The 26,592-nt window shown below is 65.9% G+C and carries 25 protein-coding genes; 14 read left to right on the top strand and 11 right to left on the bottom strand.

Annotated features, from left to right (window positions below; translation table 11 throughout):
- Nucleotides 1-276: 276 nt before the first annotated feature.
- Complete coding sequence (locus ACYQ1Z_RS05515; protein ID WP_459791492.1) at nucleotides 277-918, top strand: transglycosylase family protein; 642 nt, start codon at nucleotides 277-279, stop codon at nucleotides 916-918.
- 172 nt (nucleotides 919-1,090) lie between these two features.
- Here the strand turns inward: ACYQ1Z_RS05515 and ACYQ1Z_RS05510 are convergent, their stop codons facing one another.
- Complete coding sequence (locus ACYQ1Z_RS05510; RefSeq protein WP_459791491.1) at nucleotides 1,091-1,678, bottom strand: hypothetical protein; 588 nt, start codon at nucleotides 1,676-1,678, stop codon at nucleotides 1,091-1,093.
- A gap of 151 nt (nucleotides 1,679-1,829) precedes the next feature.
- Between ACYQ1Z_RS05510 and ACYQ1Z_RS05505 the strand changes: the two genes are divergently transcribed.
- The 5 genes from ACYQ1Z_RS05505 to ACYQ1Z_RS05485 all read left to right on the top strand — a co-directional run bounded on the left by ACYQ1Z_RS05505 (nucleotide 1,830) and on the right by ACYQ1Z_RS05485 (nucleotide 7,137).
- Nucleotides 1,830-2,738 (top strand): MSMEG_6728 family protein, encoded by a 909-nt coding sequence (locus ACYQ1Z_RS05505; protein WP_459791490.1) that lies wholly within the window; start codon nucleotides 1,830-1,832, stop codon nucleotides 2,736-2,738.
- A gap of 3 nt (nucleotides 2,739-2,741) precedes the next feature.
- On the top strand, nucleotides 2,742-3,602 hold the full coding sequence (locus tag ACYQ1Z_RS05500) for an NAD-dependent epimerase/dehydratase family protein (RefSeq protein ID WP_459791489.1): 861 nt from the start codon (nucleotides 2,742-2,744) through the stop codon (nucleotides 3,600-3,602).
- A gap of 75 nt (nucleotides 3,603-3,677) precedes the next feature.
- Nucleotides 3,678-4,073, top strand: coding sequence for a DUF1622 domain-containing protein (locus ACYQ1Z_RS05495; RefSeq protein WP_459791488.1), 396 nt, complete (start codon nucleotides 3,678-3,680; stop codon nucleotides 4,071-4,073).
- Between the two features lie 86 nt (nucleotides 4,074-4,159).
- Nucleotides 4,160-6,328, top strand: a complete 2,169-nt coding sequence (locus tag ACYQ1Z_RS05490) for an HNH endonuclease signature motif containing protein (RefSeq protein WP_459791487.1) — start codon at nucleotides 4,160-4,162, stop codon at nucleotides 6,326-6,328.
- A 71-nt stretch (nucleotides 6,329-6,399) separates the two neighbouring features.
- Entirely contained in the window at nucleotides 6,400-7,137 is a 738-nt protein-coding gene (locus ACYQ1Z_RS05485) for a YqjF family protein (RefSeq protein ID WP_459791545.1), read from the top strand.
- Nucleotides 7,138-7,142: 5 nt separating this feature from the next.
- On the opposite strand, the gene ACYQ1Z_RS05480 is transcribed toward ACYQ1Z_RS05485, so the two are convergent.
- Nucleotides 7,143-7,463: a hypothetical protein gene (locus ACYQ1Z_RS05480; RefSeq protein ID WP_459791486.1), complete on the bottom strand. Its 321-nt coding sequence runs from the start codon at nucleotides 7,461-7,463 to the stop codon at nucleotides 7,143-7,145.
- A gap of 102 nt (nucleotides 7,464-7,565) precedes the next feature.
- Here ACYQ1Z_RS05480 and ACYQ1Z_RS05475 point away from each other — a divergent pair, with 102 nt between their 5' ends.
- A complete protein-coding gene (locus ACYQ1Z_RS05475) occupies nucleotides 7,566-8,363 on the top strand; it encodes a ZIP family metal transporter (RefSeq protein ID WP_459791485.1) in 798 nt (265 codons plus the stop codon).
- 41 nt (nucleotides 8,364-8,404) lie between these two features.
- Here ACYQ1Z_RS05475 and ACYQ1Z_RS05470 read toward each other — a convergent pair whose 3' ends face one another.
- Nucleotides 8,405-10,864 (bottom strand): Tex family protein, encoded by a 2,460-nt coding sequence (locus ACYQ1Z_RS05470; RefSeq protein WP_459791484.1) that lies wholly within the window; start codon nucleotides 10,862-10,864, stop codon nucleotides 8,405-8,407.
- A gap of 150 nt (nucleotides 10,865-11,014) precedes the next feature.
- Between ACYQ1Z_RS05470 and ACYQ1Z_RS05465 the strand changes: the two genes are divergently transcribed.
- Nucleotides 11,015-11,311, top strand: a complete 297-nt coding sequence (locus ACYQ1Z_RS05465) for a hypothetical protein (protein WP_459791544.1) — start codon at nucleotides 11,015-11,017, stop codon at nucleotides 11,309-11,311.
- A gap of 249 nt (nucleotides 11,312-11,560) precedes the next feature.
- On the opposite strand, the gene ACYQ1Z_RS05460 is transcribed toward ACYQ1Z_RS05465, so the two are convergent.
- The 4 genes from ACYQ1Z_RS05460 to ACYQ1Z_RS05445 form a co-directional block, all read right to left on the bottom strand.
- Entirely contained in the window at nucleotides 11,561-12,631 is a 1,071-nt protein-coding gene (locus tag ACYQ1Z_RS05460; protein ID WP_459791483.1) for an alkene reductase, read from the bottom strand.
- Between the two features lie 109 nt (nucleotides 12,632-12,740).
- A complete protein-coding gene (locus ACYQ1Z_RS05455; protein ID WP_459791482.1) occupies nucleotides 12,741-13,631 on the bottom strand; it encodes a hypothetical protein in 891 nt (296 codons plus the stop codon).
- Between the two features lie 59 nt (nucleotides 13,632-13,690).
- Nucleotides 13,691-14,269, bottom strand: a complete 579-nt coding sequence (locus tag ACYQ1Z_RS05450; RefSeq protein ID WP_459791543.1) for a DUF6318 family protein — start codon at nucleotides 14,267-14,269, stop codon at nucleotides 13,691-13,693.
- Nucleotides 14,270-14,503: 234 nt separating this feature from the next.
- On the bottom strand, nucleotides 14,504-16,231 hold the full coding sequence (locus tag ACYQ1Z_RS05445) for a purine-cytosine permease family protein (RefSeq protein ID WP_459791481.1): 1,728 nt from the start codon (nucleotides 16,229-16,231) through the stop codon (nucleotides 14,504-14,506).
- 213 nt (nucleotides 16,232-16,444) lie between these two features.
- On the opposite strand from ACYQ1Z_RS05445, the gene bioB reads away from it, so the two are divergent.
- Genes bioB through ACYQ1Z_RS05425 form a run of 4 tightly spaced genes read left to right on the top strand, consistent with a single transcriptional unit; the run spans nucleotide 16,445 to nucleotide 18,667 of the window.
- Nucleotides 16,445-17,464, top strand: coding sequence for a biotin synthase BioB (bioB, locus tag ACYQ1Z_RS05440; protein ID WP_459791480.1), 1,020 nt, complete (start codon nucleotides 16,445-16,447; stop codon nucleotides 17,462-17,464).
- Entirely contained in the window at nucleotides 17,461-17,724 is a 264-nt protein-coding gene (bsaP, locus tag ACYQ1Z_RS05435; protein WP_459791479.1) for a biotin synthase auxiliary protein BsaP, read from the top strand. The genes bioB and bsaP overlap by 4 nt, the downstream gene beginning before the upstream one ends.
- Nucleotides 17,725-17,778: 54 nt before the next feature.
- Entirely contained in the window at nucleotides 17,779-18,213 is a 435-nt protein-coding gene (locus ACYQ1Z_RS05430; protein ID WP_459791478.1) for a pyridoxamine 5'-phosphate oxidase family protein, read from the top strand.
- Between the two features lie 19 nt (nucleotides 18,214-18,232).
- Nucleotides 18,233-18,667 carry a very short patch repair endonuclease gene (locus ACYQ1Z_RS05425; RefSeq protein ID WP_459791477.1) on the top strand — a complete coding sequence of 145 codons (435 nt, stop codon included), beginning with the start codon at nucleotides 18,233-18,235 and terminating at the stop codon, nucleotides 18,665-18,667.
- Here ACYQ1Z_RS05425 and ACYQ1Z_RS05420 read toward each other — a convergent pair.
- The gene (locus ACYQ1Z_RS05420; RefSeq protein ID WP_459791476.1) at nucleotides 18,664-19,899 is read right to left on the bottom strand and encodes a glycosyl hydrolase; all 1,236 of its coding nucleotides are present in this window, start codon (nucleotides 19,897-19,899) and stop codon (nucleotides 18,664-18,666) included. The genes ACYQ1Z_RS05425 and ACYQ1Z_RS05420 overlap by 4 nt on opposite strands.
- Nucleotides 19,900-20,119: 220 nt before the next feature.
- Here ACYQ1Z_RS05420 and ACYQ1Z_RS05415 point away from each other — a divergent pair, with 220 nt between their 5' ends.
- Nucleotides 20,120-20,530 (top strand): Hpt domain-containing protein, encoded by a 411-nt coding sequence (locus tag ACYQ1Z_RS05415; protein WP_459791475.1) that lies wholly within the window; start codon nucleotides 20,120-20,122, stop codon nucleotides 20,528-20,530.
- On the opposite strand, the gene ACYQ1Z_RS05410 is transcribed toward ACYQ1Z_RS05415, so the two are convergent.
- The gene (locus ACYQ1Z_RS05410; RefSeq protein ID WP_459791474.1) at nucleotides 20,503-21,261 is read right to left on the bottom strand and encodes a response regulator transcription factor; all 759 of its coding nucleotides are present in this window, start codon (nucleotides 21,259-21,261) and stop codon (nucleotides 20,503-20,505) included. The genes ACYQ1Z_RS05415 and ACYQ1Z_RS05410 overlap by 28 nt on opposite strands.
- A 94-nt stretch (nucleotides 21,262-21,355) precedes the next feature.
- Here ACYQ1Z_RS05410 and ACYQ1Z_RS05405 point away from each other — a divergent pair, with 94 nt between their 5' ends.
- A complete protein-coding gene (locus ACYQ1Z_RS05405; RefSeq protein ID WP_459791473.1) occupies nucleotides 21,356-23,008 on the top strand; it encodes a sensor histidine kinase in 1,653 nt (550 codons plus the stop codon).
- Here ACYQ1Z_RS05405 and ACYQ1Z_RS05400 read toward each other — a convergent pair.
- Both ACYQ1Z_RS05400 and ACYQ1Z_RS05395 read right to left on the bottom strand, forming a co-directional pair.
- Nucleotides 23,005-24,183, bottom strand: a complete 1,179-nt coding sequence (locus ACYQ1Z_RS05400; protein WP_459791542.1) for a 5-methylcytosine restriction system specificity protein McrC — start codon at nucleotides 24,181-24,183, stop codon at nucleotides 23,005-23,007. The genes ACYQ1Z_RS05405 and ACYQ1Z_RS05400 overlap by 4 nt on opposite strands.
- Before the next feature lie 91 nt (nucleotides 24,184-24,274).
- Nucleotides 24,275-26,506, bottom strand: a complete 2,232-nt coding sequence (locus tag ACYQ1Z_RS05395) for an McrB family protein (protein ID WP_459791472.1) — start codon at nucleotides 26,504-26,506, stop codon at nucleotides 24,275-24,277.
- Nucleotides 26,507-26,592 lie beyond the last annotated feature (86 nt).

The following is a 26,592-nucleotide window of genomic DNA, read 5'->3' as shown; positions in this document are numbered from 1 at the left end:
GCCGCCCGGCAGGGGCAGGCCTCCCTTCCGCAGGCGCCGCCGGAGGTTCCCCTGCAAGTCCGCCTGCGGCAGATGGCGATTTGATAACGCCCAAGTGATGTCCTAGCGTGAAATGCATGCCCGCCAATGCGGGCGCAGGAATGCCCGGTGCTGCCTCCACCAGAACTGCCCAGCGGCAGCCACCGAAATTGACCTCTACTTGTCAGGGGCGGGCAGTGGCGCGACGATCTCCGGGGACGGAACCAGCGCCGGTGGCCTTCAGGAGCATCACCCACAATGAAAAACACCACCTTCCGTACTGTCGTGCGCCGTGGAGCCACCGTGGCCGCCATTTCAGCAGCCGGCCTGGCGCTTTCCGCCACGGCAGCGAACGCAACCACCAGCACCTCGACCTGGGATGCGCTGGCACAGTGTGAAAGCGGCGGCAACTGGGCCACCAACACCGGAAACGGCTACTCCGGCGGCCTGCAGTTCAGCGCCAGCACGTGGTCCGCGTATGGCGGCACGGGCTCCGCGGCGGACGCCAGCCGCGAGGAGCAGATTGCCGTCGCGGAGCAGGTCCAGGCCTCGCAGGGCTGGGGAGCCTGGCCCTCCTGCGCCGCGCAGCTCGGCTTGAGCGGCGGCGGCACCGGGACGGCGCCCACCCAGAGTGTTCCGGTCCAGAGCGCACCCGTCCAGAGCGCACCCGTCCAGGCCGCGCCCGTGCAGGCCACAGCCCAGCTGCCGGCGGCCAAGCACGCCACTGCCGTGGAACTCAGCGGCGAGACCTATACCCTGCAGGCAGGCGACACGCTGAGCATCGTTGCGGACAAGCTGGGGATCGCGGGCGGCTGGCAGCATCTGGCCGACGCCAACCTGGACACGATTTCCGATCCCAACCTCGTCTTTGAGGGACAGGTCATCCAGCTTCCCGCATAGAAGCAGCCCGGCAGCCGCGGCTGCTTAGGCGCGGCCGCCCAGGCCAGCGAGGGCCCTTGAACAGGTCGACGATAGACAAATTCCGTTGACCAAAAAGCGACGCCGGCAAGCCCCCACAAGGGGCGTGCCGGCGTCGCACTTTAATTCGCGGGAAATCAGCGCACGGCTGGCGTCAGCTGGCCGGCAGTTCGCGGACGATCCGCACCTTCCAGGCCGAATCGTCGCTGGTGTCCAGCAAGGCAACTGTGCCGTGGGCGAGGTTCAAGGCGACCCGCTTCACGGCCAGCAGTTCGAGGTACAGGTGCTCGTTCATCCGGCTCGGGGTGTCGATCACGTACTTCACGGCGTCGCGGACCTTGCGGTAATTGGCGCTCCGCTCCCGGTGCATGTGCAGTTCCAGGGCGGACTTCTGCTGGATCCGCGGTTCGTGGCGGTTCAGCAGGGTGACGGCGGTGTGCACACCGACAACCAGCGCGAGCGAGACCACGTAGATCCACCAGCCGCTGGAAAGCAGGAACAGCGGAAGGTTGCCGATGGCGACGATCGCGATCACTACCCGCAATGCGGCAATCCGGCGCATGGTCTTAGCGACGGCGGCCACACCGTCGCGGAACGAGTGATGTTCCTTGCGCGCGGCATGGGGATCAAGGGTGAACTCGTCAAGGACCAGGATGCCTTTGGCCTCCGGCCCAAGCAGCTGCCCGAACCGGGGCGCGCCCGGGGCAGTGTTTGCGGGGGTCTTTTCAGGTGTTAATGTCATGAGGGAGCTTCCAAAACGCCGGGGTGGTTGCGGAGATCTTAGTGGTTTTAACCAGCGCCCGTATGCACCGGTCCATTATCTGGACACCCGGCGGTGTGTGGTCCCCGGCACTGCAATTGGAACATCCGGCTGCTGCCGTCAGACTGAATAGATGCAAACCTTCCTCCCGTACCCTGATTTCCGGCAGAGCGCCGCAGCACTGGACACCGCCCGGCTCGGCAAGCAGCGGGTCGAGGCGCTGCAGACCCTCCGCGCACTGGTTATTCCCGGGTACGGCTGGCAGACCCACCCTGCCATCCGCATGTGGATGGGTTATGTTCCCGCGTTGACGATGTACGGCCTGGCGATGGTGGACGAGTGGACCAAACGCGGGCATCCTGACAACACGCGCGCCAACATCATGGAGTTCGCGCCCCAGGCTGCACACCCGGATTATGCCTCGAAGATTCCCATGCCGCCCTGGCTCGGAGATGCCGATCTCCACCTGAGCCACCGCTCCAAGCTGGTGCACAAGGAACCCAAGTTTTACACCACCGTCTTCCCTGACGCCGAGCCCGGCATGGACTACGTCTGGCCCGAACCCCGGCACGAGTTCCTGCCGCAGGAACCCGAAGGGGACATTCTGTGGATCCTGCGCGACCCGCATGACGACGTCGACCCCCAGAACCTGGACACCGTGGCTCTTCCGCCGGCCAACGGCGCCATCCCGGCTGCTCCGGAGGGCGACGGCTACACCCCCGTGTACCTGGAGGAAAAGTCCCGCAGGCCCTCGAAGCAACCGCGGAAGGCACCGGCCAAACAGCAGGTCAAGAAGCCCACGCGCAAGCGCCTGGCCCAGGAGGAGGCGTTTTCCACCCTTCCGGGCAAGACCCCGGTGGCAGTCCCGTTTGAGCACGGGACCAAGTTCGCCGTCGGACAGGTGGTGGGCCGGCCCATCACCCTGGAGGACGGCAGGTTCGGCCGCCACTTTACGGTCACGGAAATTATCGACCGGTCAGCTTTCGCCTACCCGGCGCTGCTGCAGGACCCCCGCGTGTTCTTCCCCGTGGAAGCGCCCTAGCCTGTGACGATCCTCCTCGCCGGTTGCGGCGACCTGGGTACCGAAGCCGGACTTCGGTTCGCGGCACAAGGGCAGCGCGTTGTGGGCTGGCGCCGCTCCCCCGCCAAACTTCCGCCCGCCATCGAAGGCGTGGCCGCTGACCTGAGCGCTCCGGGACTGCCGACCGTCCCGGCGGACACGTCCGCCGTCGTGATTGCCGTGGCTGCGGACGCACCCACGGAACCGGCATACCGGGCCGCGTACCTTGGTGGCCTGGCGAACGTCCTCGACGCATTGGAGCGCGACGGCGTGCGGCCGCGGCAGGTGCTTTTTGTCTCCTCGACGGCTGTCTACGGCGACGCCGGCGGCGGCTGGGTGGACGAGGACACTGTCCCTAAACCGGGCGGGTATTCCGGCCGGGTCCTGGTGCAGGCCGAGGAACTCCTGCGGGCGAGGCTGGCGGGAACGGGCACCGCAGCCGTGTCGCTCCGGCTCGGCGGTATTTACGGGCCGGGCAGGACCCGCCTGATCGACCAGGTGCGCAGCGGCGCCGCGGTTGTCCCCGAGGATGTCAGGTACACCAACCGCATCCACCGTGATGACGCCGCGGCCGCCATCGTGTATCTGGTGTCGATGGATGGGGAGCCGGCCCCGGTCTACCTGGGCGTCGATAACGACCCCGCCGACCTTGGCTCCGTGCTGCGCTTCCTTGCGGCTGAGCTGGGGCTGCCGGAGCCGCCAGTCGGCGACGCCGGGCCGGCGCGCGCCGGAAACAAGCGGTGCCGGAACGACCTGCTCCGCGGCACCGGGTTCGCGTTCACGTTCCCCTCCTTCCGCGAGGGCTACCGTGACATCCTGGCCGGGAACGGCGTCCGCCACCCCTGACATGCCGCATGGCCGGAATGCGGGCGTTTAGGCTGGCTGCGGTGGAGTTTTTGGCGCAGCGAGGGGCGGGACGGCATGGATTTTCGGCACATCATTGAGGCCGTGGGCGAGTTCGTGGACTTTGCCGGTGTGGCCGTCATGGTCATCGGCGCCCTCATCTCCGTCCCTTTGGCGTTGCGCGGGTACCGGCCCCGGAAGATCCGCGGGAGCAACGAGGACCTGAGCTTTTACCGGCTTTACCGGCAGTTGCTGGGCAGGTCCATCCTGCTGGGCCTCGAACTGCTGGTGGCCGCCGACATCATCCGTACAGTGGCAGTGACGCCGACGTTTGAGAGTGTGGGAGTCCTGGCGATTATCGTCCTGATCAGGACTTTCCTGAGCTTCTCGCTTGAACTTGAAATCACTGGCCGCTGGCCCTGGCAAAAAGAGTCCCGGGGAGCTTCAGAGCCGGCTGACGCTTCCGCGGGCTGAACTCGCTGAACCGGTAGCTCTGTGGGTTTTCCACATAGGGGTTTTGGGTGGGGTGATTTGTTGGTGGTGGGTGGAAGAGTTGACCCATGGAGGCCATTGGGGATCAGCTTGCGGAGTTCGGCGGGTTCGCCGGTGTGTTTCCGCGGACGCCCCGGCGGGGTGGCCGCCGGTACTATGCGTTCGACGACGGCACGCCCCGCGGGTTTCCGGCCCGCCTTCACCCCGTCCCTGCCAGCGCCCCGGCGGCTGAACGGGACACCCCGACAGTCAGCGGGGCGCCCGGCCCGCCCCTTCGCGGTCAAACAGTGGCGGCGGGCAGCGGCCCCGAAGCCGCCATCACTGGGACCATGCCTGACGTTGCCCGTGATCCCGGCGGCACCGCCTGCCCGTCCCCCACTGCCGCCATCGGCCCACCAGCCGTAGGGGGGACCGGCGTTTTGGATCTCGCCGGGATCAGCGGCTTGGTGGCGGGGTTTGCCGCCGCGGCGCCGGAGGTGCTGGCGTCAGCCGATTATGTCGAAGCCGCCAATTTCGCCGGGCAGGTCGAAGAGATTGCCCGGTCCGTGGAGTATCTGCAGGTCCTCGCCGCTGGCGCCGTGGACCGAACCCGCACGCGCGCGATCACGCATGTGGCAGCAGCCCGCGCCTCCGCTGCCCGGTCCTCAGGCGGCTGGGTCACCGGCTGGACCGCGGACGGAGTCGAAACCCTCAACCAACCCCCGGCGCTGCCCGAAACAGACGCTAACTGGCCCGCACACACCAGCCCTACCCCGGAGCGACCGGCAGTGATTTCCCCGGCCGATGACGGCTGCCGCACCACCGCCGGGTTCCTCCGGCTCCGGCTCCGCATTCCGGTCCGCGAAGCCACCCGCCGCCTGAACCTCGCCCACCAGACACTGCCCGGCACCACCCTCACCGGCGAACCCACCCCACCCCTACGGGAACACCTCGCCACCGCCCTCACCCCCACCCGCGACAGCACCACCAGCAGCATCCCTGCACTGCCGTCAGCGCCGGCGGTGTCCTCCTACGCGGCCACCATCATCACCGCCACCCTCGACCGGCTCCAGCACCACACCACCGCCGAAACCCTGGACCTGATCGAACACCAACTCACCACCACCGCCGCCACCGCAGACCCGGACTTCCTCACCCGCGTCGCCCGCCGCTGGGCCGACACCATCAACGCCGACGGCACCGAACCCACCGAAGAAGCCCTCCGCCACACCCAAGGCGCCTTCATCCGCAAGCCCCGCCACGGCCTGCACCACCTCGAAATCTTCGCCACCAGCGCCCAATACGAACACCTCGCCACCGCCATGAACGCCGCCACCAACCCCCGCACCAGCGACAACACGGCCAACCACAGCAGCAACCACCCCGCCCACGTGACAGACGGACACGACAACGACACCGGCAACGTGACAGACGGCCACGGCAACGACCCTGACCTGGACCGGCGCACCCGGCCCCAGCGACAGCTCGACGGGATCCTCTCCGCCCTCACAGCAGGCCTGACCACCAACCAACTCCCCACCACCGGCGGCAACCGCCCCCAAATCATCGCCACCATCAACTACCAAGACCTCTTCCCCCACACCGGCGCACACACCAGACGGGGACCCGGGACCCATGCACCGCACCCGGAACCCGACACCACACACGAACCCGCCCCTCGGCCCGGCCACCCAAACCGCGCAGGGTCAAGGACAGGCACAGGCACATTCGCGTTCACCGGACCCATCGCCGCCGCCACCCTGCGCAAACTCGCCTGCGACGCCGACATCATCCCCGCCATCCTCGGCACCAACGGAGAAATCCTCGACCTCGGCCGCAAAACCAGACTCTTCACCCCCGCCCAACGCCTCGCCCTCACCGCCCGCGACCAAGGCTGCGCCTTCCCCAACTGCACCGCCCCCGCACCCTGGTGCGAAGCACACCACATCACCTACTGGTCACACGGCGGAGACACCAGCATCAACAACGGCGTCCTGCTCTGCAGCCACCACCACCACCTCATCCACAAAGAACAATGGACCATTACCGTCCAGCACGGCATCCCAACCTTTATCCCGCCGCCCCACATCGACCCCACCCAAAAACCCCAACAAAACCACTACTTCAAACCCCCACCACCACCCCCGGAACCAGGTCAAACCCGCCGGCACGATGATCATGCGCGCCCTCGCATTCGAGGCGTGGAGCCAAAATCCGCCTCCGCACCTGAGACCTTGCGCTTGGGAGTCCGCCGTTGAAGACTCGCTCCTACAGCTCAGGCCGCACACGGGAAGGGACAGCAGTGGATGGTACCCATGCCGCAGCAGCGCTGTGGCCAGCCCCTCCTGAACTGCGTTCTCCGGTTGTCACCAATCAGCGGTGGACTGACGCGGTTTTCCTGCACTGGCGGATACCGGAAGCAGTGGCCGTACGCTACATGCCGTCGGGGGTCGTGCCCGACACCTACGACGGTACGTCGTGGGTGGGCCTTATCGGTTTCCGAATGGAGAACGCGGGTATTGGGCCGGGCCCTGGCATCCCGTACTTCGGCAGCTTCAATGAGGTCAATGTCCGCCTCTACTCCCGGGAAACGGATGGCACCCGGGGCGTCGTCTTTTTGAGCCTGGACGCCACCCGGCTCCCCGTTGTGCTGGCGGCCCGTGCTGCAGGAGTCCCCTACGTCTGGTCACGGATTAGCCAGTATCACGTGGCAAGCCGAGCCGCGGGCGCGGTCGGCACGGGCTACGCAGTCAGGCGGTTCAGACGGGGAGCATCGAGCAGGTTCAGCGCGTTTCCCCGCAATTCTGTGCGTGCGGCAGACCCCTTATCGGTCTTCCTGACGGCACGGTTCGGAATGCACGGCCGCTTTCGAGGACGCACGATCTACGTCCCCAACTCCCATGAGCCGTGGCCACTCTATCCCGCGGAACTCACTGACCTGGACGACAACCTGGTGGGGGCCGCCGGAATTACAGTCAACGGACCACCGGAGTCGGTCCTGTTCTCGCCGGGAGTCCGCGCCCGGTTCGGGCTCCCTCGGGTGGTGCCGAGCGGCGCCCAGGCGTAGGGGGCTTAGGCGTCGCGCCAGCCTTGCCCTTCGTTGAACGTTGCCACGAGGGTGCCGACGCCAGGCTGAAGCGAGTTGGACGGGTCAAAATACAGCGACGCCTCGGAGGCCCGGCTGTGGGTGATCAGCTGCTCCGCTTCGGCCTTCGCCTCCGGAACGGTGGCACCAATGATTCCGGTACGCGCGGGGAGTTCGTTGGTGTGCACCACGTCGGCGTTGGTCTCGCTCAACGGGATGGTCGTGCCGGGGTTGATCTCGTCGTGCGGAAACGCGAACTCGGCATCGTCGGAGGCGGCAGGAATCGTGTACTCCAGGAAATAGCTCATGAACCCACCATTCCAGAAAGCCCCCACGGCCGAAAGCCTGCCATGCCTCCAAGCCGCGAATGGCGTATTCCCACGTCAGGAGCGCGCTCCTATACTTACCGCATGTTGATGTCGCTGTGGTTCGGCGTCATAGCATCCAGCGCACTGATCCTGGGTGCCTTTATCGGTGTCCGCTTTGAACTGCCCAAGCGCCTTTTGGCCATGCTGCTGGCCTTCGCGGCCGGTTCCCTCATCACTGCCCTCGCTTTTGAATTGTTCGAGGATGCGTACGAGCACGGAGGGATCATCCGTGCCGCAGTTGGCCTGATGGTCGGTGCAGTTGTCTTTACCGTCCTGAGCGCATTGCTGGACCGGTGGGCGCAGCCTGGGGAAGAGAAACAGGCCAAACCAGCCGATGAATTCCAGGGCAGCGCCAAGCTGGATACGGACGCGGCCGCCAGCGACAAACGTGCCACCTCCACGTCAACCCGAGGCGCCGCGGGGATGGCACTCCTGGCGGCGGTCACGCTGGACGGTGTTCCCGAGAACGTGGCGCTGGGGATTTCACTTGGCGAAGGTACCGGGGGCCTCGCCTTGCTCGCGGCGATCTTTGTCTCCAACCTGCCCGAAGCCCTGGTCGGTTCTGCCTCCATGCGCAGCCAGGGCCGCTCAACCGGCAGCATCCTCACGCTGTGGGTGGTATGCGCGGTCCTGCTGGTCATCGCTGTTGTGGTCGGCGCCGGTCCGTTGAGTGGAACCGACCCCGAAGCAATTTCGCTGCCTCTCGCCTTCGCCGCCGGCGCCGTTATCGCTTCCCTGGCCGACACCCTGATGCCGGAAGCCTACGAACACGGCGGCCCGGCAGTCGCGCTGAGCACCGCGGCAGGGTTCGTGCTTGCTTTCGTCCTTTCACTGGCCTGACCGGAGCCACCGGGTGCAGGCCAGCCAGCATCCCCTTTGGTCTACTTTGCGAGCCCGGCTTTACGGAGCGCTTCAGCCATTGCCGTGTCCGCGGTCGCAGGCTTCGGGGACGATGCCCTGCCGCCCCTTCCAGCGCCCGCACCGGCATTACCGCCGCCGGCGTTGGCCCTGTTCCCGCCGGACCCACCCGAACCCTGCCTGTCGGTGCCTTGCCGGCCTGCTCCCTGCCTGCCGGACCCGGGCCTTCCTCCGCCGGCACCCCGCTGGCCGGACCCGCCCGTGGTGTGTTCGTCGTCGAGCCTCAACGTGAGGGAGATCCGCTTGCGTTCCGGATCCGCCTCCAACACCTTTACGCGGACGACCTGGCCGGATTTGACCACTTCCCGGGGGTCCGAGACGAAGCGGTTGGCGAGTGCAGACACGTGGACCAGCCCGTCCTGGTGGACTCCCACGTCAACGAACGCGCCAAAAGCCGCAACGTTCGTCACCGTCCCCTCAAGCACCATCCCCGGTTTCAGGTCGGAAATCTTCTCAATGCCTTCCGAGAACGTGGCGGCAGCGAAGGCAGGACGCGGGTCGCGACCCGGCTTGTCCAGTTCCGCCAGGATGTCGGTGACAGTCGGCAGGCCGACCGTATCGTCCACGAAGTCCCGGGGATCCAGCGACGCGGCCGGGGCCGACCCCGCAGCCACCAGGATTTTCCGTGCCACAGCATAGGACTCGGGGTGCACACTGGAGGCATCCAGCGGCTCCGCTCCCCCGGTGATCCGCAGGAAGCCGGCGCACTGTTCGAACGCCTTGGCCCCGAGCCGCGGCACCTTCTTCAGGTCCGACCGGCGGGCAAACGGGCCGTGTTCGTTCCGGTAAGCCACGATGTTTTCGCTCAGCAGGGGCCCGACACCGGCCACACGGCTGAGAAGCGCCGGCGATGCGGTGTTGACGTCGACGCCCACGGCGTTCACACAGTCTTCCACCACCGCATCGAGGCTGCGGTCCAGTTTCGACGCCGTCACATCATGCTGGTACTGGCCCACGCCAATGGATTTGGGGTCAATCTTCACAAGTTCCGCCAACGGGTCCTGCAGCCGCCGGGCGATGGACACCGCACCGCGCAGGGACACGTCCATGCCAGGTAGTTCGGCCGCGGCCAGTGCGGAAGCTGAGTACACGGAGGCGCCGGCCTCGGACACCACCAGCTTCTGCGGCTTCCGGTCCACGTCCGGCAGCCGCTTGATCAGGTCCGCGGCGAGCTTGTCCGTCTCGCGTGAGGCGGTGCCGTTGCCGATGGCCACAAGTTCGACGGCGTGCTGGCGCGCCAACCGTGCCAGCGTCGCCAAAGCTTCGTCCCACTTCCGCGCGGGGGCGTGGGGGTAGACGGTGTCCGTCGCCACGACCTTTCCCGTGCCGTCCACCACCGCAACCTTGACGCCGGTCCGCAGCCCGGGGTCGAGGCCCAGTGTTGCACGGTTTCCGGCGGGGGCTGCGAGCAGCACATCCCGAAGGTTGGCGGCGAACACGCGGACTGCTTCGTCTTCCGCGGCGGCGAACATCCTGCCGCGTAGGTCTGCGGTCAGCCGGGCGAGGACCCTGGACCGCCAGGCCACCTGGGCAGTCTGCATCAACCACGCGTCGGCGGGACGGCCGCGGCTGGCAACCCCGAGGCACTTGGCAACCGCGGCCTCGTAGCGGGCGCGCGCGGCGGCCAGGGCGTCGTCGTCCGCTGGATCCGCTTCGGCGAGGTCAAGCTCAAGAACGCCTTCCTTCTCACCGCGCAGGAGCGCGAGGACCCGGTGGGAGGGCATGCCGGCGGGCGCCTGGGCGAACTCGAAGTAGTCGGCAAACTTCTGGCCCCCCGCTTCCTTGCCTTTTTTCACGCGTGAGACCATTCGGCCCTGGGTCCACAGCCGCTCACGCAGAGTGGCGGCGAGGTCAGGATCCTGGGCAGCCCGCTCAACCAGGATCGCCCGGGCACCGGCGAGCGCTGCGGCCGCATCGCCGATGGCGTGTTCGGTGTTGAGGTACTTCGCGGCTTCCCGTTCCGGGTCGAGGTCGGGCTTCTTGAGCAAGCTGTCGGCGAGGGGCTCGAGGCCAGCTTCCCGTGCGATCTGGGCTTTGGTGCGCCGCTTGGATTTGAAGGGCAGGTAGATGTCCTCAAGCCGGGACTTGGTATCCGCGGCGAGGACCGCTTTCTTGAGTTCGGCGGTCAGCTGGCCCTGAGCCTCAATGGCCTCCAGTACAGCACGACGGCGGTCCGAGAGTTCGCGGAGGTAGCGCAGGCGCTCCTCAAGGTCGCGGAGCTGGCTGTCGTCCAGCGTCCCGGTGGCTTCCTTGCGGTAGCGGGCGATGAACGGGACGGTGGATCCGCCGTCGAGCAGCTCAACTGCGGCCTTCACCTGCCATGCCTTGACGCCGAGTTCAGTGGCGATCTGGGTGAAGATTGCGTCCTCCGGCTGGGGAGCTCCGGGTGGGACAGGGGAAGGTGCTTGCGGCAGTTGAGTCACCAGAACATCTTGCCTTACCCGTCTGCCCGGCTCCACTGCGGTGACGGCCGTTCCTGGCGGGGAACGGAGTTGAGGGTATTCCGCTCCCGCCTGCAAAGTGCTGTAGTGGAGGTGCCGTCACAGGCTCCAAAACTCGAGGAAGAGGCTGCCATGCGGGAACTGCTGGTTGTGTTTCAGGAGGGGTTCGAGGAAGCCAACATCACCCTGACGGTGAACGGCAAGCAGGTGCGGCGGGAGCTCGACGTCTCCACTAATCCGATTCTGGGCATCGCGTCGGAAGTTTCGGTGGAGCTCCCGGCTAAGGGCGCGCAGGTGGGCGTGGAGGTGACGAACCGCGGGCTGAAGGCGATAACCAAGGTCAGCGGCAAGCCCAAGAGCGTCCTCGTTTCCATCGAGGACGGCAGACTGGTGATGCGGGAAGGCACCGGGCGCGAGGCTGTCCTGTAGGTGGCGCCAGTCCGCCGGAAAACGGCCACTAAAAGAGCCCTAGAAAAAGTAAATTCGATGGAGTAGCATCTTCTCACCGCCGGCTTCCAGAGGGGTCCGGCGGGCCACAGTGAATCGTCAGCCGAAAGTCGTCGGATGGCTTTCGGCGGTCGCTGCCGGGACAGCACACCCGCGCAGCCAACGACGGCGGCACCCGAAGCGGGTGCCGCCGTCGCCATGTTTATGGGCTGTCCTTTGTACTGGCGGTGCTTAGCCCTGGTACAGCGGGTAGTCCGTGTAGCCCTTTGCTCCCTCTGCGTAGAAGGTGGAGGGATCGGGCTGGTTCAGCGGCAGGCTCTCCTTCCAGCGGCGGGCCAAGTCCGGGTTGGCGATTGCCGGACGGCCCACCACCACTGCGTCCGCGTGGCCGTCGGCAACCAGGGTGACGGCCTCCTCACGAGTGGTGACGACGCCGAACCCGGTGTTGACCAGGAAGGTGCCGCCAAAGCGGGCGCGCAGGTCCTGCACGAGTTCGCCGGTGGGCTCGTGGTGCAGGATGCTCAGGTAGGCAAGGTTGAGCGGAGCAATGCTGTCCACCAGGACTTCGTATGTGGCCCGCACGTCGGCTGCGTCAGTCTCGGCAATTCCCTGGACGTTGTGCTCCGGCGAGATCCTGATGCCCACCCGGTTGGCCCCGAGTGCTGCCACAACCGCATTGACGGTTTCAATGACGAAGCGTGCACGGTTTTCCGGAGAGCCGCCGTAGCTGTCGGTGCGCTGGTTCGAGTTGGGGGCAAGGAACTCGTGGAGCAGGTAACCGTTGGCCGAGTGCAGTTCCACGCCATCGAAGCCGGCCTCGACCGCGTTCAAGGAGGCGGTGACGAATTCCTGGATGATGAGGGGCAGTTCGTCCGTCTCGAGGGCCCGCGGAACGGGGTACGGCTGCTTGCCGGACGGTGTCCTGACTTCGCCGTCGATAGCGACGGCGCTCGGTGCCACGAGCGGGTGCCCGCCGGTGATGTCCGGATGCGAGACCCGGCCGCCATGCATGATCTGCGCAAACATGCGGCCGCCTTCGGCGTGCACCGCATCCGTGACCTTCTTCCAACCGGCCACCTGTTCCTCGGTGACAATGCCAGGCTGGCCCGGGTAGGAGCGGCCCGCCTGGCTGGGGTAGGTGCCTTCACTAACAATCAGTCCAAGGGAAGCCCGCTGGCGGTAGTGCTCGGCGACGAGCGGACCCGGGACACCTTCCTCGCCCGACCGGAGCCGGGTCAACGGAGCCATGACCAGCCGGTTGGGGAGCTCAAGTTCGCCGAGAGTGAGAGGGGAAAACAGCATGCGCAGATCCTTTCGAGGGCTGAAGACGTACTGTCCGTGCCAACTGGGACGCGCGTGCAACTATTCCTGATGCGACTGGAATCACAACGCGGCGAAGCTCTTGGAGTCCCTAGGGAACGGCCGGTACCCCCGGGCAGCCCTGCCCCTGAGGGTTGGCGTTGCAGTCATCGGCGTAGTTGCGGGTCAGGGACCGCCACACGCTGATCATTTGTGGCGGGGCGCTGAACTGGCCCTGCCCAGGGATGGGCAGCGGAGGACCAGAGTTGACCGAATATGTGCCCTGGAACGACGTAGTCAGCACAACCTGGTAGTCCCCCGTGGCGCCGTAGGCATGGCTGGTCCGCGTTTTCTCGCCCCAGCGGTCCTGCGGAAGCGGACCGCCCATCGACGGTTGCGGGCCGAACACTGTCCCGTCGCCATAGTTCCAGGTGTACTGAACCGGCGTGGCAACAACGTGCACGGCCTGGCCGAACATGGTGATGTCGAACTGCTGTTCGACCGCCTCCGCATAGAAGTTGGTCTCTGCGCCGCGGAGCGTATGCGGGCTTGGTTGCGCCGTTACAGCGCCGGCGTTTATTGGAAGGTTCTGGAATTGGCGCTGGATGTCGGCGGCGATACGCGGCAGCAGATCCTCAGGTTTTGCATCGTAGAGGCAGGTCGGACCGGAATGGTGGGCCCACACCGCACCCGGAACCCCTCGGGGACGTGACAGCCAGATGACCGGAATGCCGTCTTCGCCGTCGGGCCCATTGGTGCACTCGAGTTGGCGGCCCAGGCAGTCGGTGTCGAAGTCTCCCCCGCCCAGGTGGCATTGGAGCTCGTATTTGTACTCGTTCGGGTCGGTATTCGCGGTGTCTGGTTCAACCCTACCTATTTGTCCCGTATCAGGATTGACCATCCAGTTATCTGCGCCCACCCTTACCCCGGTGTCTATAAAACCGCCCCCAATACGTGGTGGCGGCTTCGACTCACCTTCGGCGTAGGCCCCTGAAAAAGGCATTACCGCAAGCATGAGGCAGGAGGCCAGGATAGCTACAACCTTGCCCAAATTTGCCATGGCTAACGAATCAAACCTAGGTCGTTGACCGCCCATTCTGAATCGACAAACTTGATCACCGCTACGCTTCCAGCATTCGTAGCAGCAGTTTTCTCTTGGTATGGGCTCCCATCTTGGTTATGGATAACAAGTTCTTTCTGGAGTACTTGAACAACTACTTGCGTGACTCCATCAGTTGAAGGGCTTGCCGTTGCAACTGGGATTTCTATTTGGCCGCCAGAAATCCACTTACCTTCAGCCCAAGCAGCTCCAATATCGGCAACAAGGCCCTGACAGAAAGCACATCCCGGCTTGGATAGCTTGGATAAGGCATCAGTGTCACCCGTCTCATAGGCATAACTCAGTACCGCGAACCAATGCTTAGTGAATGCCTCTGCGCCCTCTTTCGTCTCCGTCTTCGCGACTTCGGGCAGCACGGGCACGGGGACGTTTTGGGCGGGACCGGATGCGTCGGCCGGCTTGTAGGCAGCGCTGGGAGTCCGCGTCGGGGTAACCGTAGCGCTGGGTGACGCGGACCCTGTCGGCGCCGGGGAAGTGGTACCGGGATCCGTGGGAGCTCCACCTGCACAGCCTGCCAGCATCAACGCGCCGACGACCACAAGAGCCCCGGCACCGGAACGCGCAGCGAGAGACGTGAAGAAGTTCTGTGATGCCATGGGCCGCTAATCCCCCAGTAGTTTTAAGACGGCATACTCCGGACAGTGCCTTAAGGGTAGCCCACGTCACAAGACTGCGATCAAACTTATCCACAGGAAAAGCCGGCGCTTCCAAAAGCACCGGCCTTTCCTTGGTCCAACGGGTCGTCCCCCGTAACCCTACTTCTGGGCCGGCAGCACCAACTCCCCCGTCTTGTCCGTCGACAAGGCGAGCGACGAGACGTACTGGGCACCGCCGTCGGGCGCGTCCTGCGCCGAACGCACCATGTCCGGGCGCTCGAACTCGATCCCGGTCACGTGGCAGAGGAGCTTGGCGTCACTCGGGTTGCCGTCGGCGTCGAACATGGGCAAATCAATCCCGTCGTCGGTACGCCGCAGGTAATAGCGTCCCCGGGTCAGCACTGCCAACAGCGGCGGCAGCACCAAGGCCAGGCCCACCGCGAAGATCGGTGAGTACGGCTGGATGCCCGGACCGAATGCCCCAAAAAACACAGCAATCGAGATCCCGGCTGAGGCCAGCATCGACACGAAACCCACGGGGTTGACCGCGTACAGCATGCCTCGCCGGAACTCGGGCACCTTCGGGGAGATCTTCAGCAGGTACTTGTTGATGGCGATGTCCGATGCCACGGTCACCACCCAGGCCATGGCGCAGTTGGCGTAGAAGCCGAGGATGGTGTTGAGGAAGTCGAACATGTTGGCTTCCATCAGGACGAGCGCGATCAGCAGGTTCACCACCACGAACACCATCCGCCCCGGGTACGTCTTGGTGATCCGCGTGAACGAGTTGGTCCACGCCAGGGACCCCGAGTACGCGTTGGTGACGTTGATCTTGATCTGCGAGATAACCACCAGCACCACCGCCAGCGCCATGGCCAGCCACGCCGGCATCATCTCCCGGTAAACGCCGAGGAACTGGTGCACAGGCTCGTTTGCCGTGGCCGATGCGGCCGGATCCAGGGTGGCGATCAGGTAGATGGCAATGAACAGTCCAACAATCTGCTTGAGGGCGCCAAAAATCACCCAGCCCGGTCCGGCGAGGATCACCGCCCGCCACCAGGCACCCCGGTTGGCGTCGGTGCGCGGAGGCATAAAGCGGAGGTAGTCGATCTGCTCGGCAATCTGCGCCATCAGCGACAGGCACACGCCGGCCGCCAGCATCACCGAAGCCAGGTTCGGCCCGCCGTCCCCGGACGCGCCGGTGTAGGCAAAGAAGCTGTCGATGCTCTCAGGGTGCGACACCAGCAGGTAGCCGACCGGCACCACCATCAGCAGCAGCCACAGCGGTGTGGTCCACACCTGCAGCTTGGCCAGTGTGTTCATCCCGTAAATCACCAGCGGAATGATGATGACGGTCGAGGCAAAATATCCAAGCCACTGCGGGATTCCCAGGCCCACTTCAAGGCCCTGCGCCATGATCGAGCCCTCCAGCGCAAAGAAGATAAAGGTGAAGGTCGCGAAAATAACGTTGGTGACCACTGACCCGTAGTACCCAAAGCCCGAACCGCGGGTGATCAGGTCCAAGTCGATGTTGTAGCGCGCCGCGTAATAGGCGAGTGGAAATCCGGTGGCGAAGATGATGACGGCGGCCACCAGGATGCCAAGGATTGCGTTCACCGTGCCGTAGGAGATGCCGATGTTCGCCCCGATCGAAAAGTCGGCGAGGTACGCAATGCCGCCAAGGGCGCTGGTGGCCACCACCCCGGCACTCCACTTCCGGTAGGAGCGCGGCGCGAACCGCAGCGTGTAGTCCTCAAGGCTTTCCTTCGTGGCGTTCAGTGCCGCGGCGTTGCCTTTTGCCGGCCCTGCAGGAGCGCTTCCGACGACGACGGCTCCCGGCGGTGCGCCCGGGTCCAGCAGTTGCGTGGTCTCTAAGTCGTTGGTCATGGGTGCGTCGCTTTCATCCGGGAAGGTTCCGCCTGCGACGCTATCCAGCGCTAAAGACAGCACCGTCACGGAACTGTTTCCGCGGCGTTAAGTCTTGACAGGGCTTGTCAACAAAACCGGAGGTTGCGGCTTGTGGGTACCTGACAAAACGGCCGGGAAGAGCCGGAACTAGCGTCAGGAAGGAAGTATCAGACACAAGCCGAAGGACCACCCATGACCACCCCACCTTCCCTTTCGGGCCACCCGATCCTGGAAACAGCGCGCCGGCAGGTCCTGGAACAAGGCATCGGCCTCTCCGAGGAACAACTGCTCGAGGTCCTCCGCCTTCCCGACGACGCGCTTCCCGCCGCTTTGGACCTGGCCCACCAGGTCCGGCTCCGCCACTGCGGCGAGGAGGTAGAGGTCGAGGGCATCATCTCCATCAAGACCGGCGGCTGCCCGGAAGACTGCCATTTCTGCAGCCAGTCCGGGCTCTTCGACTCCCCGGTCCGCGGCGTCTGGCTGGACATCCCCGGACTGGTGAAAGCCGCCAAGGAAACGGCAGCCACCGGCGCCACCGAATTCTGCATCGTCGCCGCCGTCCGCGGCCCGGACATCAAACTGATGAACCAGATCAAGTTCGCCATCGACCGGATCAACCAGGAAGTGGACATCAACATCGCCTGCTCCCTGGGCATGCTCACCCGGCAGCAGGTGGACCAGCTCGCCAGCTGGGGTATCCACCGCTACAACCACAACCTGGAAACTGCCCGCAGCTACTTTCCCAAGGTCGTCACCACCCACACCTATGAGGAACGGCTCGAGACCTGCGCCATGGTCAAAGAGGCCGGGATGGAACTCTGCTGCGGGGCCCTCATCGGCATGGGCGAAACACTCGAGCAGCGGGCCGAACTCGCCGCGCAACTCGCTGCGTTGGACCCCCACGAAGTCCCGCTCAACTTCCTGAACCCCCGCCCCGGAACCCCCTTGGAACACCACGGGATCATGGACGGCAAGGACGCCCTGCGCGCCATTGCCGCATTCCGGCTCGCCATGCCCCGCACCGTCCTCCGCTACGCCGGCGGGCGCGAGCTCACCCTCGGCGACCTGGGCACCCGGGAAGGACTCCTGGGCGGGATCAACGCCGTCATCGTTGGCAATTACCTCACCACCCTCGGCCGTCCCGCAGGCGCCGACCTCAGCCTCCTGGTGGACCTCAACATGCCCATCAGGGAACTGCAGAAAACGTTATGAGCGAGGCCCTAACAAAAGCACCCAACGCAACCGCCGCCTACTGCCGCCTCTGCGGCGGCCCCGCAGCGAAGGAAGCGTACGACGGCGGGACGCGGCCGTCGTCGTACGCCCACCTTCGCTGCTCGGAGCGGCTGCACCTGGAGCCTCCCCGCTTTTGTGGCGAGTGCGGGCGGCGGCTGAAAGTACAGGTCACCCCGCTGGGCTGGCGGGCAGCCTGCTCCCGGCACGGTGCCACCACCTCCGCACCTGCAGCACGCTGAAAACACCATCCCAAAGCTCTAGCGCTTTTCTACAAAGCGTAGAAGAATGTGTGCATGATGTTTGAACATGCAGATGAACAGCCCGTCCTCGAACTCACCGAAGAGCAGTCCTGGCAGCTCCTGCAGGGCACCAAACACGGCCGGCTGGTGGTTTCGGTCGCGGGCGAACCGGACATCTTCCCGGTCAACTACGTCACCTCGGACCTCAGGATCTACCTTCGGACCGCGCCCGGGAACAAGCTGGCCCAGCTGACCATCAACTCCACAGTGCTCTTCGAGACGGACGGGATCCTGTCGGACGAGGCATGGTCTGTGGTGCTGCGTGGGACCGCCCGCGTGCTCAGCAAGTCAGCCGAACTGGAAGCTGCGGAGGCCCTCGGACTGAAAACGTGGGTACCGACACTCAAAGACTTCTATGTGGAAATCGTTCCTGCATCGGTCAGCGGCCGCCACTTCGTCTTCGGTGAACAGCCCGAGCGGGAGATCTGACCGCTCCTAGACTTGAAGCATGTCGGACAAGCTCTCACCGGAGCGGCGCAGCTGGAACATGTCCCGGATCAGGGGCAAGAACACCAAGCCCGAGTTGCTGGTGCGGAAGCTGCTGCACGCCAAGGGCTACCGCTACCGGCTGCACGGCAAATCCGGTGCGGCGCGGCTGCCCGGCAACCCTGACCTGGTGTTCGCCGGCCGCCGCAAAGTCATCTTCGTCAACGGGTGCTTCTGGCACTTCCATGACTGCCGGGTTGGCCAGCACGCGCCCAAAGCCAATGCGGACTTCTGGGAGGCGAAACGGTCCCGGACCAGGGAACGCGACGCCGGCCAGCGCCGCCTCCTCGAAGACGCGGGCTGGGAGGTCCTCACCGTGTGGGAGTGCGAACTCAAGGACGGCTCCGCATTGGAGGCCCAGCTGGTGCGGTTCCTGGAAGGCGGACGGCAGGCTTAGTTGCGCCGGGCCACCAACGCAGATCTCAGCGCCGACGCTGACGCATCGCTGCTGTTGATGCGCCAGTCGGTTTCTTTTTGCAGGTGGAACCAAACGAACCCGATCACGTCGGGCTGGGCGGCCAGGTAGGAGACGAGTTCGGTGTTCCATGCAGCCTTGGAACCGCCGAGTTCACTGGACGCCGTCTCGGCAACCAATATTGGACTTCCGGGTGCCAGGGTGCGGAGCTGGGCGATGCCCGGCGCGAACAGGTCCTGCGGCGGAACCCAGCTGCTCCACGTCTGCGACGTCCCCCAGTTGTAGCCGTCCAGCGCCACCACGTCCACATACTCCGCCCCCGGGTAAAGGCCGGCGAGGTCCGTGGAACCCCAGTACGGCACGTTGGGCGACCACACCCACTGGATGTTGTCGGCTCCGGCTGCGGAGACGACGTCGTGCACGTGCTGCCATGCCGGCACATAGTCTCCCGCCTGGTTCCCGTTGACACCTTCGGCCCACGGATACCAGTTGCCGTTCATCTCATGCGCGAACCGGAGCATCACCGGCTGCCCCCATGCCGCGAGCGCCTGGCCCCATTGCGCCAGCCGGGCATCGAAGTCCCCTGCGGCGATCCGGTCCAGCGCGTAGGCAGGCTGGTTGACGCCCCCGCCCCAGGCCCACGGCTCCCAGGTCAGCAGGGGCACGGCACCCCGGGCACGGACGGCATCCAGCTCGGCGAGGGGCGGGGCCTGCAGGAAGTCCTTGTACATCAGGACCATCGACGGGCCCTCCCCCGCCAGGTAGGCCACCTCGTCCAGCTCAGCCGCGGCCATGGCCCCGCCGGCGGTGGCCACCCCGAACCGTAGGGGGTCGTTGCTGATGGATGGTGGCTCCGGCGCCGGCACAGTGGCGGCCTGCACCACGAAGACGGTGGAAGCCTTGACCGAAGATGTCTTGGCTGTAACAGCCACATTCCCGGACGCGGTCGCCGGAATGGTGGCCCCCGTGCTGAACGATCCGGTTGCCGTGGTCCGGAACTGGAAGGTCGCCGCCCCGATGATGACTGTTCCGGTGGCGGAGGCCTTGAAACCGGTCCCCGAAACCGTGATGGCGGAGCCGGCCGGCCCACTGCCCGGGTCCAGTACGATCCGGGCCGCCGCACCGGGCGCTGCGGTCGCTGCCTGCACCCCTGACAGGACCATTCCGGCCGCGACGAGGAGGCCGATCACCAACGTTCTCAGCACTCGAAACATAACGACCCATCTCCAGCTGACGGGCGGCCTGGCCGCGACATATTAGGTGCACCCCGCACTGGCTCAAGTATTGGGGGGATTAACCGCAGTCTTATCAAGAAACCCACAATTCTCCTTTGAAAACCCGTGGCGCCGGGGCATCACACCTACTCTGAGATGAGCAGTCACCCCACCCGTCGAACCCCTCCGGAGTGGATCTTCCTTAGCCGAAAGGAGTGTCATGAGCACCTCAGATGATGCCCCGCGGCCGCTGGTTGACCAGTCCGTGCTGGACCGGCTCCGCGAGGAACTGGAGGAGGACGAGGGGTATTGCAAGGTGTTCGTGGGGAACTTCATCGAGTGCCTGCCGCAACGGATTGGCCGGCTCCGGCTGGCCCTCACAACAGGCGACCTCGAGGGATCAGTGGACGCGGTGCTCAGCCTGAAGACGTCGAGCCAGATGGTGGGCGCGGAACGCCTTGCTTCCCTGGCCATGGACCTCGAAGGTGAGATCCGCACCGAGGTACCGGAGGCAGATGTCGCCGTCGTCCTGCCCAGGCTGGCGGCTGCGTTCCTGCGGCCCATCAACCAGTGCAGCCGGCAGACGATGCACCGGCTGCAGGCTCAGTGCGCCCCGGGGGCCAGCCGGTAGCCGACTCCACGGACCGTCTGCAGCCAGCGCGGCTGCTGCGGCGAATCGCCCAGCTTTTTGCGCAGGTTGCCCATGTGGACCTCGACGGACCGTTCGTCCGCCTCGCTGATGTAGCTGCCGACGTCGTAATCCTCGTCCCGCAGCCGGCGCACCAGGTCCGCCTTGGTCCTGACCGTCCTGCCCGCCTCCAGCAACGCGTGGAGGAGTTCAAACTCGGTGCGGGTCAGGTTCATTTCCTTGCCGTCAACCGTTACTGTCCGGGATGCGTAGCTCAGCTCGAGGCCGTTGTGGCTGTAGTTTCCGCGCTCGGCGTGCCCGTCTGCAGCGGGCTCCGGGGCGACGGGGTCGGCGTCCGGTGCTGACCGGGGCCGCCGCATCATCGCCGCGATGCGGGCGCGCAGTTCGCGGGGGCGGAACGGCTTGGTGAGGTAGTCGTCCGCGCCGGACTCAAGGCCGATCAGGGTGTCCAGTTCCTCTGTGCGGGCCGTGAGCATCACGATGTAGGCGTCGGAGAACTCGCGGATCTGCCGGGACACTTCGAAGCCGTCAATGTCCGGAAGGCCAAGGTCCAGGGTGATGACATCCGGGTTCAGGGTCTTCGCCACAAGGACGCCCTCCGCGCCGCTGCTGGCGACGGTCACCTCAAAGCCGGCCTGCGTCAACACCGTGCGGACCAACTCGCGGATATCGTGGTCATCCTCGATGACCAGCCCAACACGTGCATCACTCATAGCGCCCCCTCAGCAGCCAACGTCAGCAGTATAACTGTCTGCGGATATCCTGCTGGTATGGCCATTCACACGCCCGCGCAAAAGTCTTCCCGCAATGACTAACCCCGCAGAGTGGTCCGCCGGGCGGCTGTTCTTCCGGCGCCCCTTCCACGAGTACACCCTGCGGCACCGCGTGGGTCTGAGCCAGATGCCGCTGTTCGTCACCACGCTGCTGACGGTATTCCTGGTGTGGTCCTTCTTCCCGGGCACCATGGACAACCCGCTCTTTGCCGCCTTTGTGCTGTCCCAGTTGGCCATCATGTGCCTGTGCTATCTGGTCCCGTGGGAGCGACTGCCGTACACGAGCTTCCTTATCCTCCCGCTGCTCGACTTCGTGTCCATCGGGGTCGGCCGGGAAGGCGGGCAGGAGAGCCTTACCGGCATCAGCCTGCTGGCGGTGTTCCCGGTGATCTGGCTGTGCGCGTCCGGCTTCTACCTGCGGGCGGCGTTGTGGCTGTCCTTCCTGGCGCCGCTCGCGATCATCTGGGTGCCGCTGCTGCTCAAGGGCACCTTCACCGCCCAGGACGCCACCCGGTCGCTGCTCCTGCCGGTCATGATGCTGGGCATTGGAGTTTCGGTGAGTGTCCTGACGCAGAGCATGATGCGGCAGCAGCGGGAGCTGGAGGAAAAGGACGCCCAACTGCAGGCGAACCTGCGCACCAGCCAGCGGCAGGAGGCGCTCCTGAATACCGTGCTGGATACCGTCCATGTGGGCGTCCTCGCCGTGGACGCGGACGGCCACGACGTCCTGATGAACCGGAAGCAACGGGCCAACCACCTCCTGGCAAGCCCCAAGGACAACCCCGATCCCAATGAATCCCAGCTCCTGGTCTTCGGGCCCGACCGGAAAACGCTCATCCCGGTGGAGGACCGGCCTGTCCGGCGGGCGGTGCTCGGTGAGACGTTCACGGACTATTTGGTGTGGCTTGGCGAAGGCAGGGACCAGCGCGCCTTCGTGACCACAGCCCGGCCCATGAAGGACGCCGACGGGAAGTTCGCAGGGTCCGTCATCGCCTTCAGCGACGTGACCGACCTTGTCAGCGCGCTGGCCGCGAAGGACGACTTCGTCTCAAGCGTTTCCCACGAATTCCGTACTCCGCTGACGTCCATCCTGGGCTACGTGGAAATCCTCCTGGCCGAGGAGCAGGGCGCGTCCGACCGGGAGATGCTGGAAATCATCCGCCGGAACTCCGAGCGCCTCCTGACCCTGGTATCCGACCTGCTCACCAGCCGCAACGGGCAGCTGATCGTCACCCCGGATGCTGTGGACGTTGCCGAACTGGTCCGCTCCAGCGTCTCCTCGGCGCTGCCAAAGGCCACGGCGTCCGGAGTGGCGCTGGAGGCCGAAACGCCGGACCGGCTGGAGGCGCACGTGGACGGTGCCCGGATCTCCCAGGTCCTGGACAACCTGGTCTCCAACGCCATCAAGTACTCCCCCGACGGCGGGAACGTCCTGGTGAGCCTCGCCCGCGAGGACGGCCATCTGGCCTGCCGAGTCACCGATACCGGCATGGGAATGACTGCCGAGGACGCCTCCGAAGTCTTCGCCAAGTTCTTCCGCACCAGCAGTGTCCGCCGCACCGCCATTCCTGGCGTGGGCCTGGGCCTGCCCATCAGCAAGGCAATTGTCGAGGCCCATGGCGGGACCATCCAGGTGGAGACTGAACTCGGCAAGGGCACCACGTTCACGTTCCGGGTGCCGGTCTAAAGCACCTCGGCCCGGGCCTGCCGGACCACCTCGCCCCATGACTGCCGGGCCAGCTCCCTGATGGAGGCAAGGATTTCCGACGGCGGCGCGGAAAGGTCGAGCGGAAACTCCACGATGTCGATGTCGGTGTTCAGGATCCGGCGGAGCTTGACCTCCCCTGCCCCGGCGTAGACCAGCCAGGCCGTGGGGACCGCCAGGGCCGTGCAGTGCGCCAGCATCTGGTAGTGGTCGGCCGTGAGGGAGGCGCCGGCGTCGGATGCCGCCTTGTACTTGGTGTTGTATGCCACCACGGGACGCCCGCCGAGCATGTGCACCGCGTCGGGCCGGACCTCGAGCCGGTCCGCGTCCCGTACGGCTTCGCTCAGCAATGCGTTGTAGCGCAGCCGCAGCTCCCCCGGGTAGGCTGCCATCGCCTCCCGCAGGGCCGTGCCCACAAAATCCTCGAACACCCGGGCCATGTCCACCACGAACGAGGCGGTCTGCTGTTTCCCCTCGCCCGCCTCCGCCGAGGCGTTGCGCAGGATCAGCTCAGCGAGCCGGAGCACCGCGTGGTACCGAAGGTTCATCCGGCTGGGCTTCCACGGCGGCAGCGGTGCTCCCGCTGGAAGGCGGGTGACGTCGTCGAGCTTTCCCTTCAGCTGGCGCAGCCGGCTCAGCACCTCGGGCCGGACCCGCGGCACCTGGCCCATCCGCTCCAGCGCCGCACGGAGGATCCGGTTTTCGGCGATGTCCTCGGTGAACTCGTCGTAGGAGACCTCAAGGGGTACCAGCATGCCGGGCCGGCGGGAAATCTGGTCGGAAATCCGGATCCGGCCCTTGACCGTCCGCAGCGATTCATCCACCGTGAGGTAGCCCTGCAGGACACCGCGGCCGAGGGCGCGCTCGGCCAGCTGCGCCAGGGACTCCGCCAGCGCACTCCACAGCTCCCGCTCCTCGACGGCGGCCACCGTGTCCGGGCGGAAGCCCTGCTCCCCGGCATAGCTGAGCAGGAACAGGAGCCGGCTCAGGCCCAGCCGGTCCTTGGGTCGGACGTCCAACTGCAGGGTGGGGGTGCGCACCGAACCCACTTTGCCGACGGGTTCGATCCGGTACAGCCCCAGGCCCACCGGGGATGCCTTGGCCAGGCCGCTGGAGTTCAGGAATGCGGCACTGGCAGGGTCCAGCCGTTCCACCATGCCCCGGGACAGTTCGTCCAGGACCAGGTGCCGCACCGTATTGATCCTGCCAGCACCGATCCTGCCAGTACCGATCCTGCCAATGGCGGGGTCAGCGGGCTGCAAGGCGTCCCAGCAGCTGGTCCAGTCCGAAGCGTTCCTCAAGCTGCGCCCGGCTCAGCTGGCCGTGGTAGTGCTCCTCCAGCAGCGGCATCAGCTCGTATTTCCAGATCCGGCGGAGCCCGGCCGGAGTCTGGGCGGCGGGCTTCATGAAGTACGACGGGCCAATCATGAGGTCGCGGTCCCACTCATCGATGGCGCTGTTGAGCGCATCCAGCAGCAGCGCCGGGGTGGCGTCCAACTGGCGGGCCTGCAGGAAGCGCAGCAGGGACCCCTTTACCGGCTCCGTCTGCGGGTGCAGCTCGATGAAGGAGAAGCGGCGGCGGATGGCGGCGTCCATCATGGCGATCGACCGGTCGGCGGTGTTCATGGTGCCGATGATGTACAGGTTGTCCGGCAGCGTGAACGGCTCGTTCGGGCTGTACTGCAGGTAGATCCGGTCGTCGCGGTACTCCAGCAGGAAGTAGAGCTCGCCGAACACCTTGGCCAGGTTGGCGCGGTTCATCTCGTCGATGATCAGGAAGTACGGCTTTTTCTCGTTTCCGGGCTTGGCCGCTTCCTCTGCCAGCCGGCGCAGCGGCCCGGCGACAAGCTTGAAGGACACCTGGCCGTCGTCGGTCTTGTCCGGCCGGTAGCCCTCGAAAAAGTCCTCGTAGGCGTACGAGGGGTGGAACTGCACCAGCTTGACCCGTTCGTCCGTGGTGTCGTCGGCGAGTTCGGCGGCGAGGTGCTTGGCGAGGTAGGTCTTGCCCGTGCCGGGCGGGCCGTACAGGACCAGCTGCCGGTTTTCCTCCAGCAGGTCTGCGATCTCCTGCAGCGGCTCGAGTTCCATATGCAGCGAGTCCGCGAATTCGCGGGTCAGCGGCTTGAATCCCTCCTGCACTGGAGGAACGACGGCGGCGCCTTCAGTGTCGGCGTCGGGTTCCGTTTCCGCTTCGGCCGGCAGGAGGGCCTGCAGCGCCTGGGCAACGCGGGTCACGTCCACCACGATGCCCGCAGTGGCCAGCTGGCGCTGCACGTGCCGGGGCAGGCTGGCGGTGGGGTGGCCCTCGTCGAACCAGCGGACCTTGCGGCGCAGCCTGCGGTTGTCGTCGTTGTAGTCGGGTTCGCCGAGCACGCCGCCCAGGCGGACAGAACCGGCGTGCTGGTACAGGACCAGGTCGCCCGGTTTCATAACCGTCAGGAACGCGAAAACGGCGGTCTTGGTGTCCTCACGCTCCACATAGCCAAGGTGCTTGTAGTCCTCGTCCACCGCGTGCTGCACCACCCCGGCCGTGACGCCCGGTGTCAGCAGGCGGAGGTGTTCGACGTCGAGCGTCACCTTTTCCTCGTCCTGCCAGGCGGTGAGCAGTTCAGTGTTGTCCCCGTGGGTCCGGAGCAGCCAGGCCCGGTGCCCGGGGTCCCCCACCTTGCGCCACTGGCTGACCAGCTGACGGGAGTACCAGTCGATGCGCTGGCCGGCCTGCTCGTCCAGGTGCAGGCGGATGCGGTGGATGTCCGCGGTGATGTCCTCTTCGCTGTCGCCCTTCGCGCCGCCCACCAGGGAGGCGAAGGCATCGCGGATTTCCCGGCGCTCCACGTCGGCCACAACGGGTTCGAAGTAGCTGGGCCAGGCCAGGAACTCGATGCTGCGCCGGATGGCGGGCTGGTCGCCCGGGGTGGCAGCGGCGAGGCGGTGGAACTGAAGCGGATCCTGGAGGGCTCCGGTGATGACGGCCGGCGGCTGCTGGTCCACGTGCTGCACGAAGCGGCACAGCCAGGTCAGGTGGTCCCAGATGGTCCAGTTGAATTCCGCCGTCCGGTCCCGGATGACGCCGTGGTCCGTCATGCCCTGGTACAGCTCCTCGGGCAATTCCAGTGGAGGTTCCAGCCAGGACGCGGCCTCGGCCACCCGGGCGCGCTTGACCTTCAGGGACTTTACCTCGTGGGCCAGCGGCAGGGACTGCAGGAACAGCAGTTCGACGGCGAGCTGCTTGGCTTCGCGGGACGCACCCTCCAGGTTCTGCCGGAGGTTGGTCATCATGGGCGCCTTGGGGTCCGGAGTTCCGCGTTCCAGCCTGCCCGCCAGCTCGGCCGCGGCCTCCGACGTCCAGGTCAGGGTCCGGCCGTCGAGGGCCGACGGTTTTCCCTGCAGGCCCGGCCCCAGGACGAACCACGCCGCATCCTCGATCTCCCGTGAGATGCCGTGGGCGCGGGTGATGGCAGCAGCGGAGGCGGGGGTCATGGACTTAAATTTACAGGGTCAAGCTGGGCGGCTGCTCCAAACCAGGCCCGGTGCACCCAGCGTGAAGCCGCGCCCGCCACTGTAGC

The sequence above is a fragment of the Arthrobacter sp. AD-310 genome, assembly GCF_054656615.1.
Note: the sequence above shows the minus strand (reverse complement) of the source record. Positions and strands in the feature narration are given on the sequence as shown.

What these genes read in the sequence shown, in the direction of transcription:
- ACYQ1Z_RS05515 (WP_459791492.1), top strand. Translation starts at nt 277, where the DNA reads ATGAAAAACACCACCTTCCGTACTGTCGTGCGCCGTGGAGCCACCGTG.
- ACYQ1Z_RS05510 (WP_459791491.1), bottom strand. Translation starts at nt 1,678, where the DNA reads ATGACATTAACACCTGAAAAGACCCCCGCAAACACTGCCCCGGGCGCG.
- ACYQ1Z_RS05505 (WP_459791490.1), top strand. Translation starts at nt 1,830, where the DNA reads ATGCAAACCTTCCTCCCGTACCCTGATTTCCGGCAGAGCGCCGCAGCA.
- ACYQ1Z_RS05495 (WP_459791488.1), top strand. Translation starts at nt 3,678, where the DNA reads ATGGATTTTCGGCACATCATTGAGGCCGTGGGCGAGTTCGTGGACTTT.
- ACYQ1Z_RS05490 (WP_459791487.1), top strand. Translation starts at nt 4,160, where the DNA reads ATGGAGGCCATTGGGGATCAGCTTGCGGAGTTCGGCGGGTTCGCCGGT.
- ACYQ1Z_RS05480 (WP_459791486.1), bottom strand. Translation starts at nt 7,463, where the DNA reads ATGAGCTATTTCCTGGAGTACACGATTCCTGCCGCCTCCGACGATGCC.
- ACYQ1Z_RS05475 (WP_459791485.1), top strand. Translation starts at nt 7,566, where the DNA reads ATGTTGATGTCGCTGTGGTTCGGCGTCATAGCATCCAGCGCACTGATC.
- ACYQ1Z_RS05465 (WP_459791544.1), top strand. Translation starts at nt 11,015, where the DNA reads ATGCGGGAACTGCTGGTTGTGTTTCAGGAGGGGTTCGAGGAAGCCAAC.
- ACYQ1Z_RS05460 (WP_459791483.1), bottom strand. Translation starts at nt 12,631, where the DNA reads ATGCTGTTTTCCCCTCTCACTCTCGGCGAACTTGAGCTCCCCAACCGG.
- ACYQ1Z_RS05455 (WP_459791482.1), bottom strand. Translation starts at nt 13,631, where the DNA reads ATGCCTTTTTCAGGGGCCTACGCCGAAGGTGAGTCGAAGCCGCCACCA.
- ACYQ1Z_RS05450 (WP_459791543.1), bottom strand. Translation starts at nt 14,269, where the DNA reads ATGCTGGCAGGCTGTGCAGGTGGAGCTCCCACGGATCCCGGTACCACT.
- ACYQ1Z_RS05445 (WP_459791481.1), bottom strand. Translation starts at nt 16,231, where the DNA reads ATGACCAACGACTTAGAGACCACGCAACTGCTGGACCCGGGCGCACCG.
- bioB (WP_459791480.1), top strand. Translation starts at nt 16,445, where the DNA reads ATGACCACCCCACCTTCCCTTTCGGGCCACCCGATCCTGGAAACAGCG.
- bsaP (WP_459791479.1), top strand. Translation starts at nt 17,461, where the DNA reads ATGAGCGAGGCCCTAACAAAAGCACCCAACGCAACCGCCGCCTACTGC.
- ACYQ1Z_RS05430 (WP_459791478.1), top strand. Translation starts at nt 17,779, where the DNA reads ATGATGTTTGAACATGCAGATGAACAGCCCGTCCTCGAACTCACCGAA.
- ACYQ1Z_RS05425 (WP_459791477.1), top strand. Translation starts at nt 18,233, where the DNA reads ATGTCGGACAAGCTCTCACCGGAGCGGCGCAGCTGGAACATGTCCCGG.
- ACYQ1Z_RS05420 (WP_459791476.1), bottom strand. Translation starts at nt 19,899, where the DNA reads ATGTTTCGAGTGCTGAGAACGTTGGTGATCGGCCTCCTCGTCGCGGCC.
- ACYQ1Z_RS05415 (WP_459791475.1), top strand. Translation starts at nt 20,120, where the DNA reads ATGAGCACCTCAGATGATGCCCCGCGGCCGCTGGTTGACCAGTCCGTG.
- ACYQ1Z_RS05410 (WP_459791474.1), bottom strand. Translation starts at nt 21,261, where the DNA reads ATGAGTGATGCACGTGTTGGGCTGGTCATCGAGGATGACCACGATATC.
- ACYQ1Z_RS05405 (WP_459791473.1), top strand. Translation starts at nt 21,356, where the DNA reads ATGACTAACCCCGCAGAGTGGTCCGCCGGGCGGCTGTTCTTCCGGCGC.
- ACYQ1Z_RS05400 (WP_459791542.1), bottom strand. Translation starts at nt 24,183, where the DNA reads ATGGTGGAACGGCTGGACCCTGCCAGTGCCGCATTCCTGAACTCCAGC.
- ACYQ1Z_RS05395 (WP_459791472.1), bottom strand. Translation starts at nt 26,506, where the DNA reads ATGACCCCCGCCTCCGCTGCTGCCATCACCCGCGCCCACGGCATCTCA.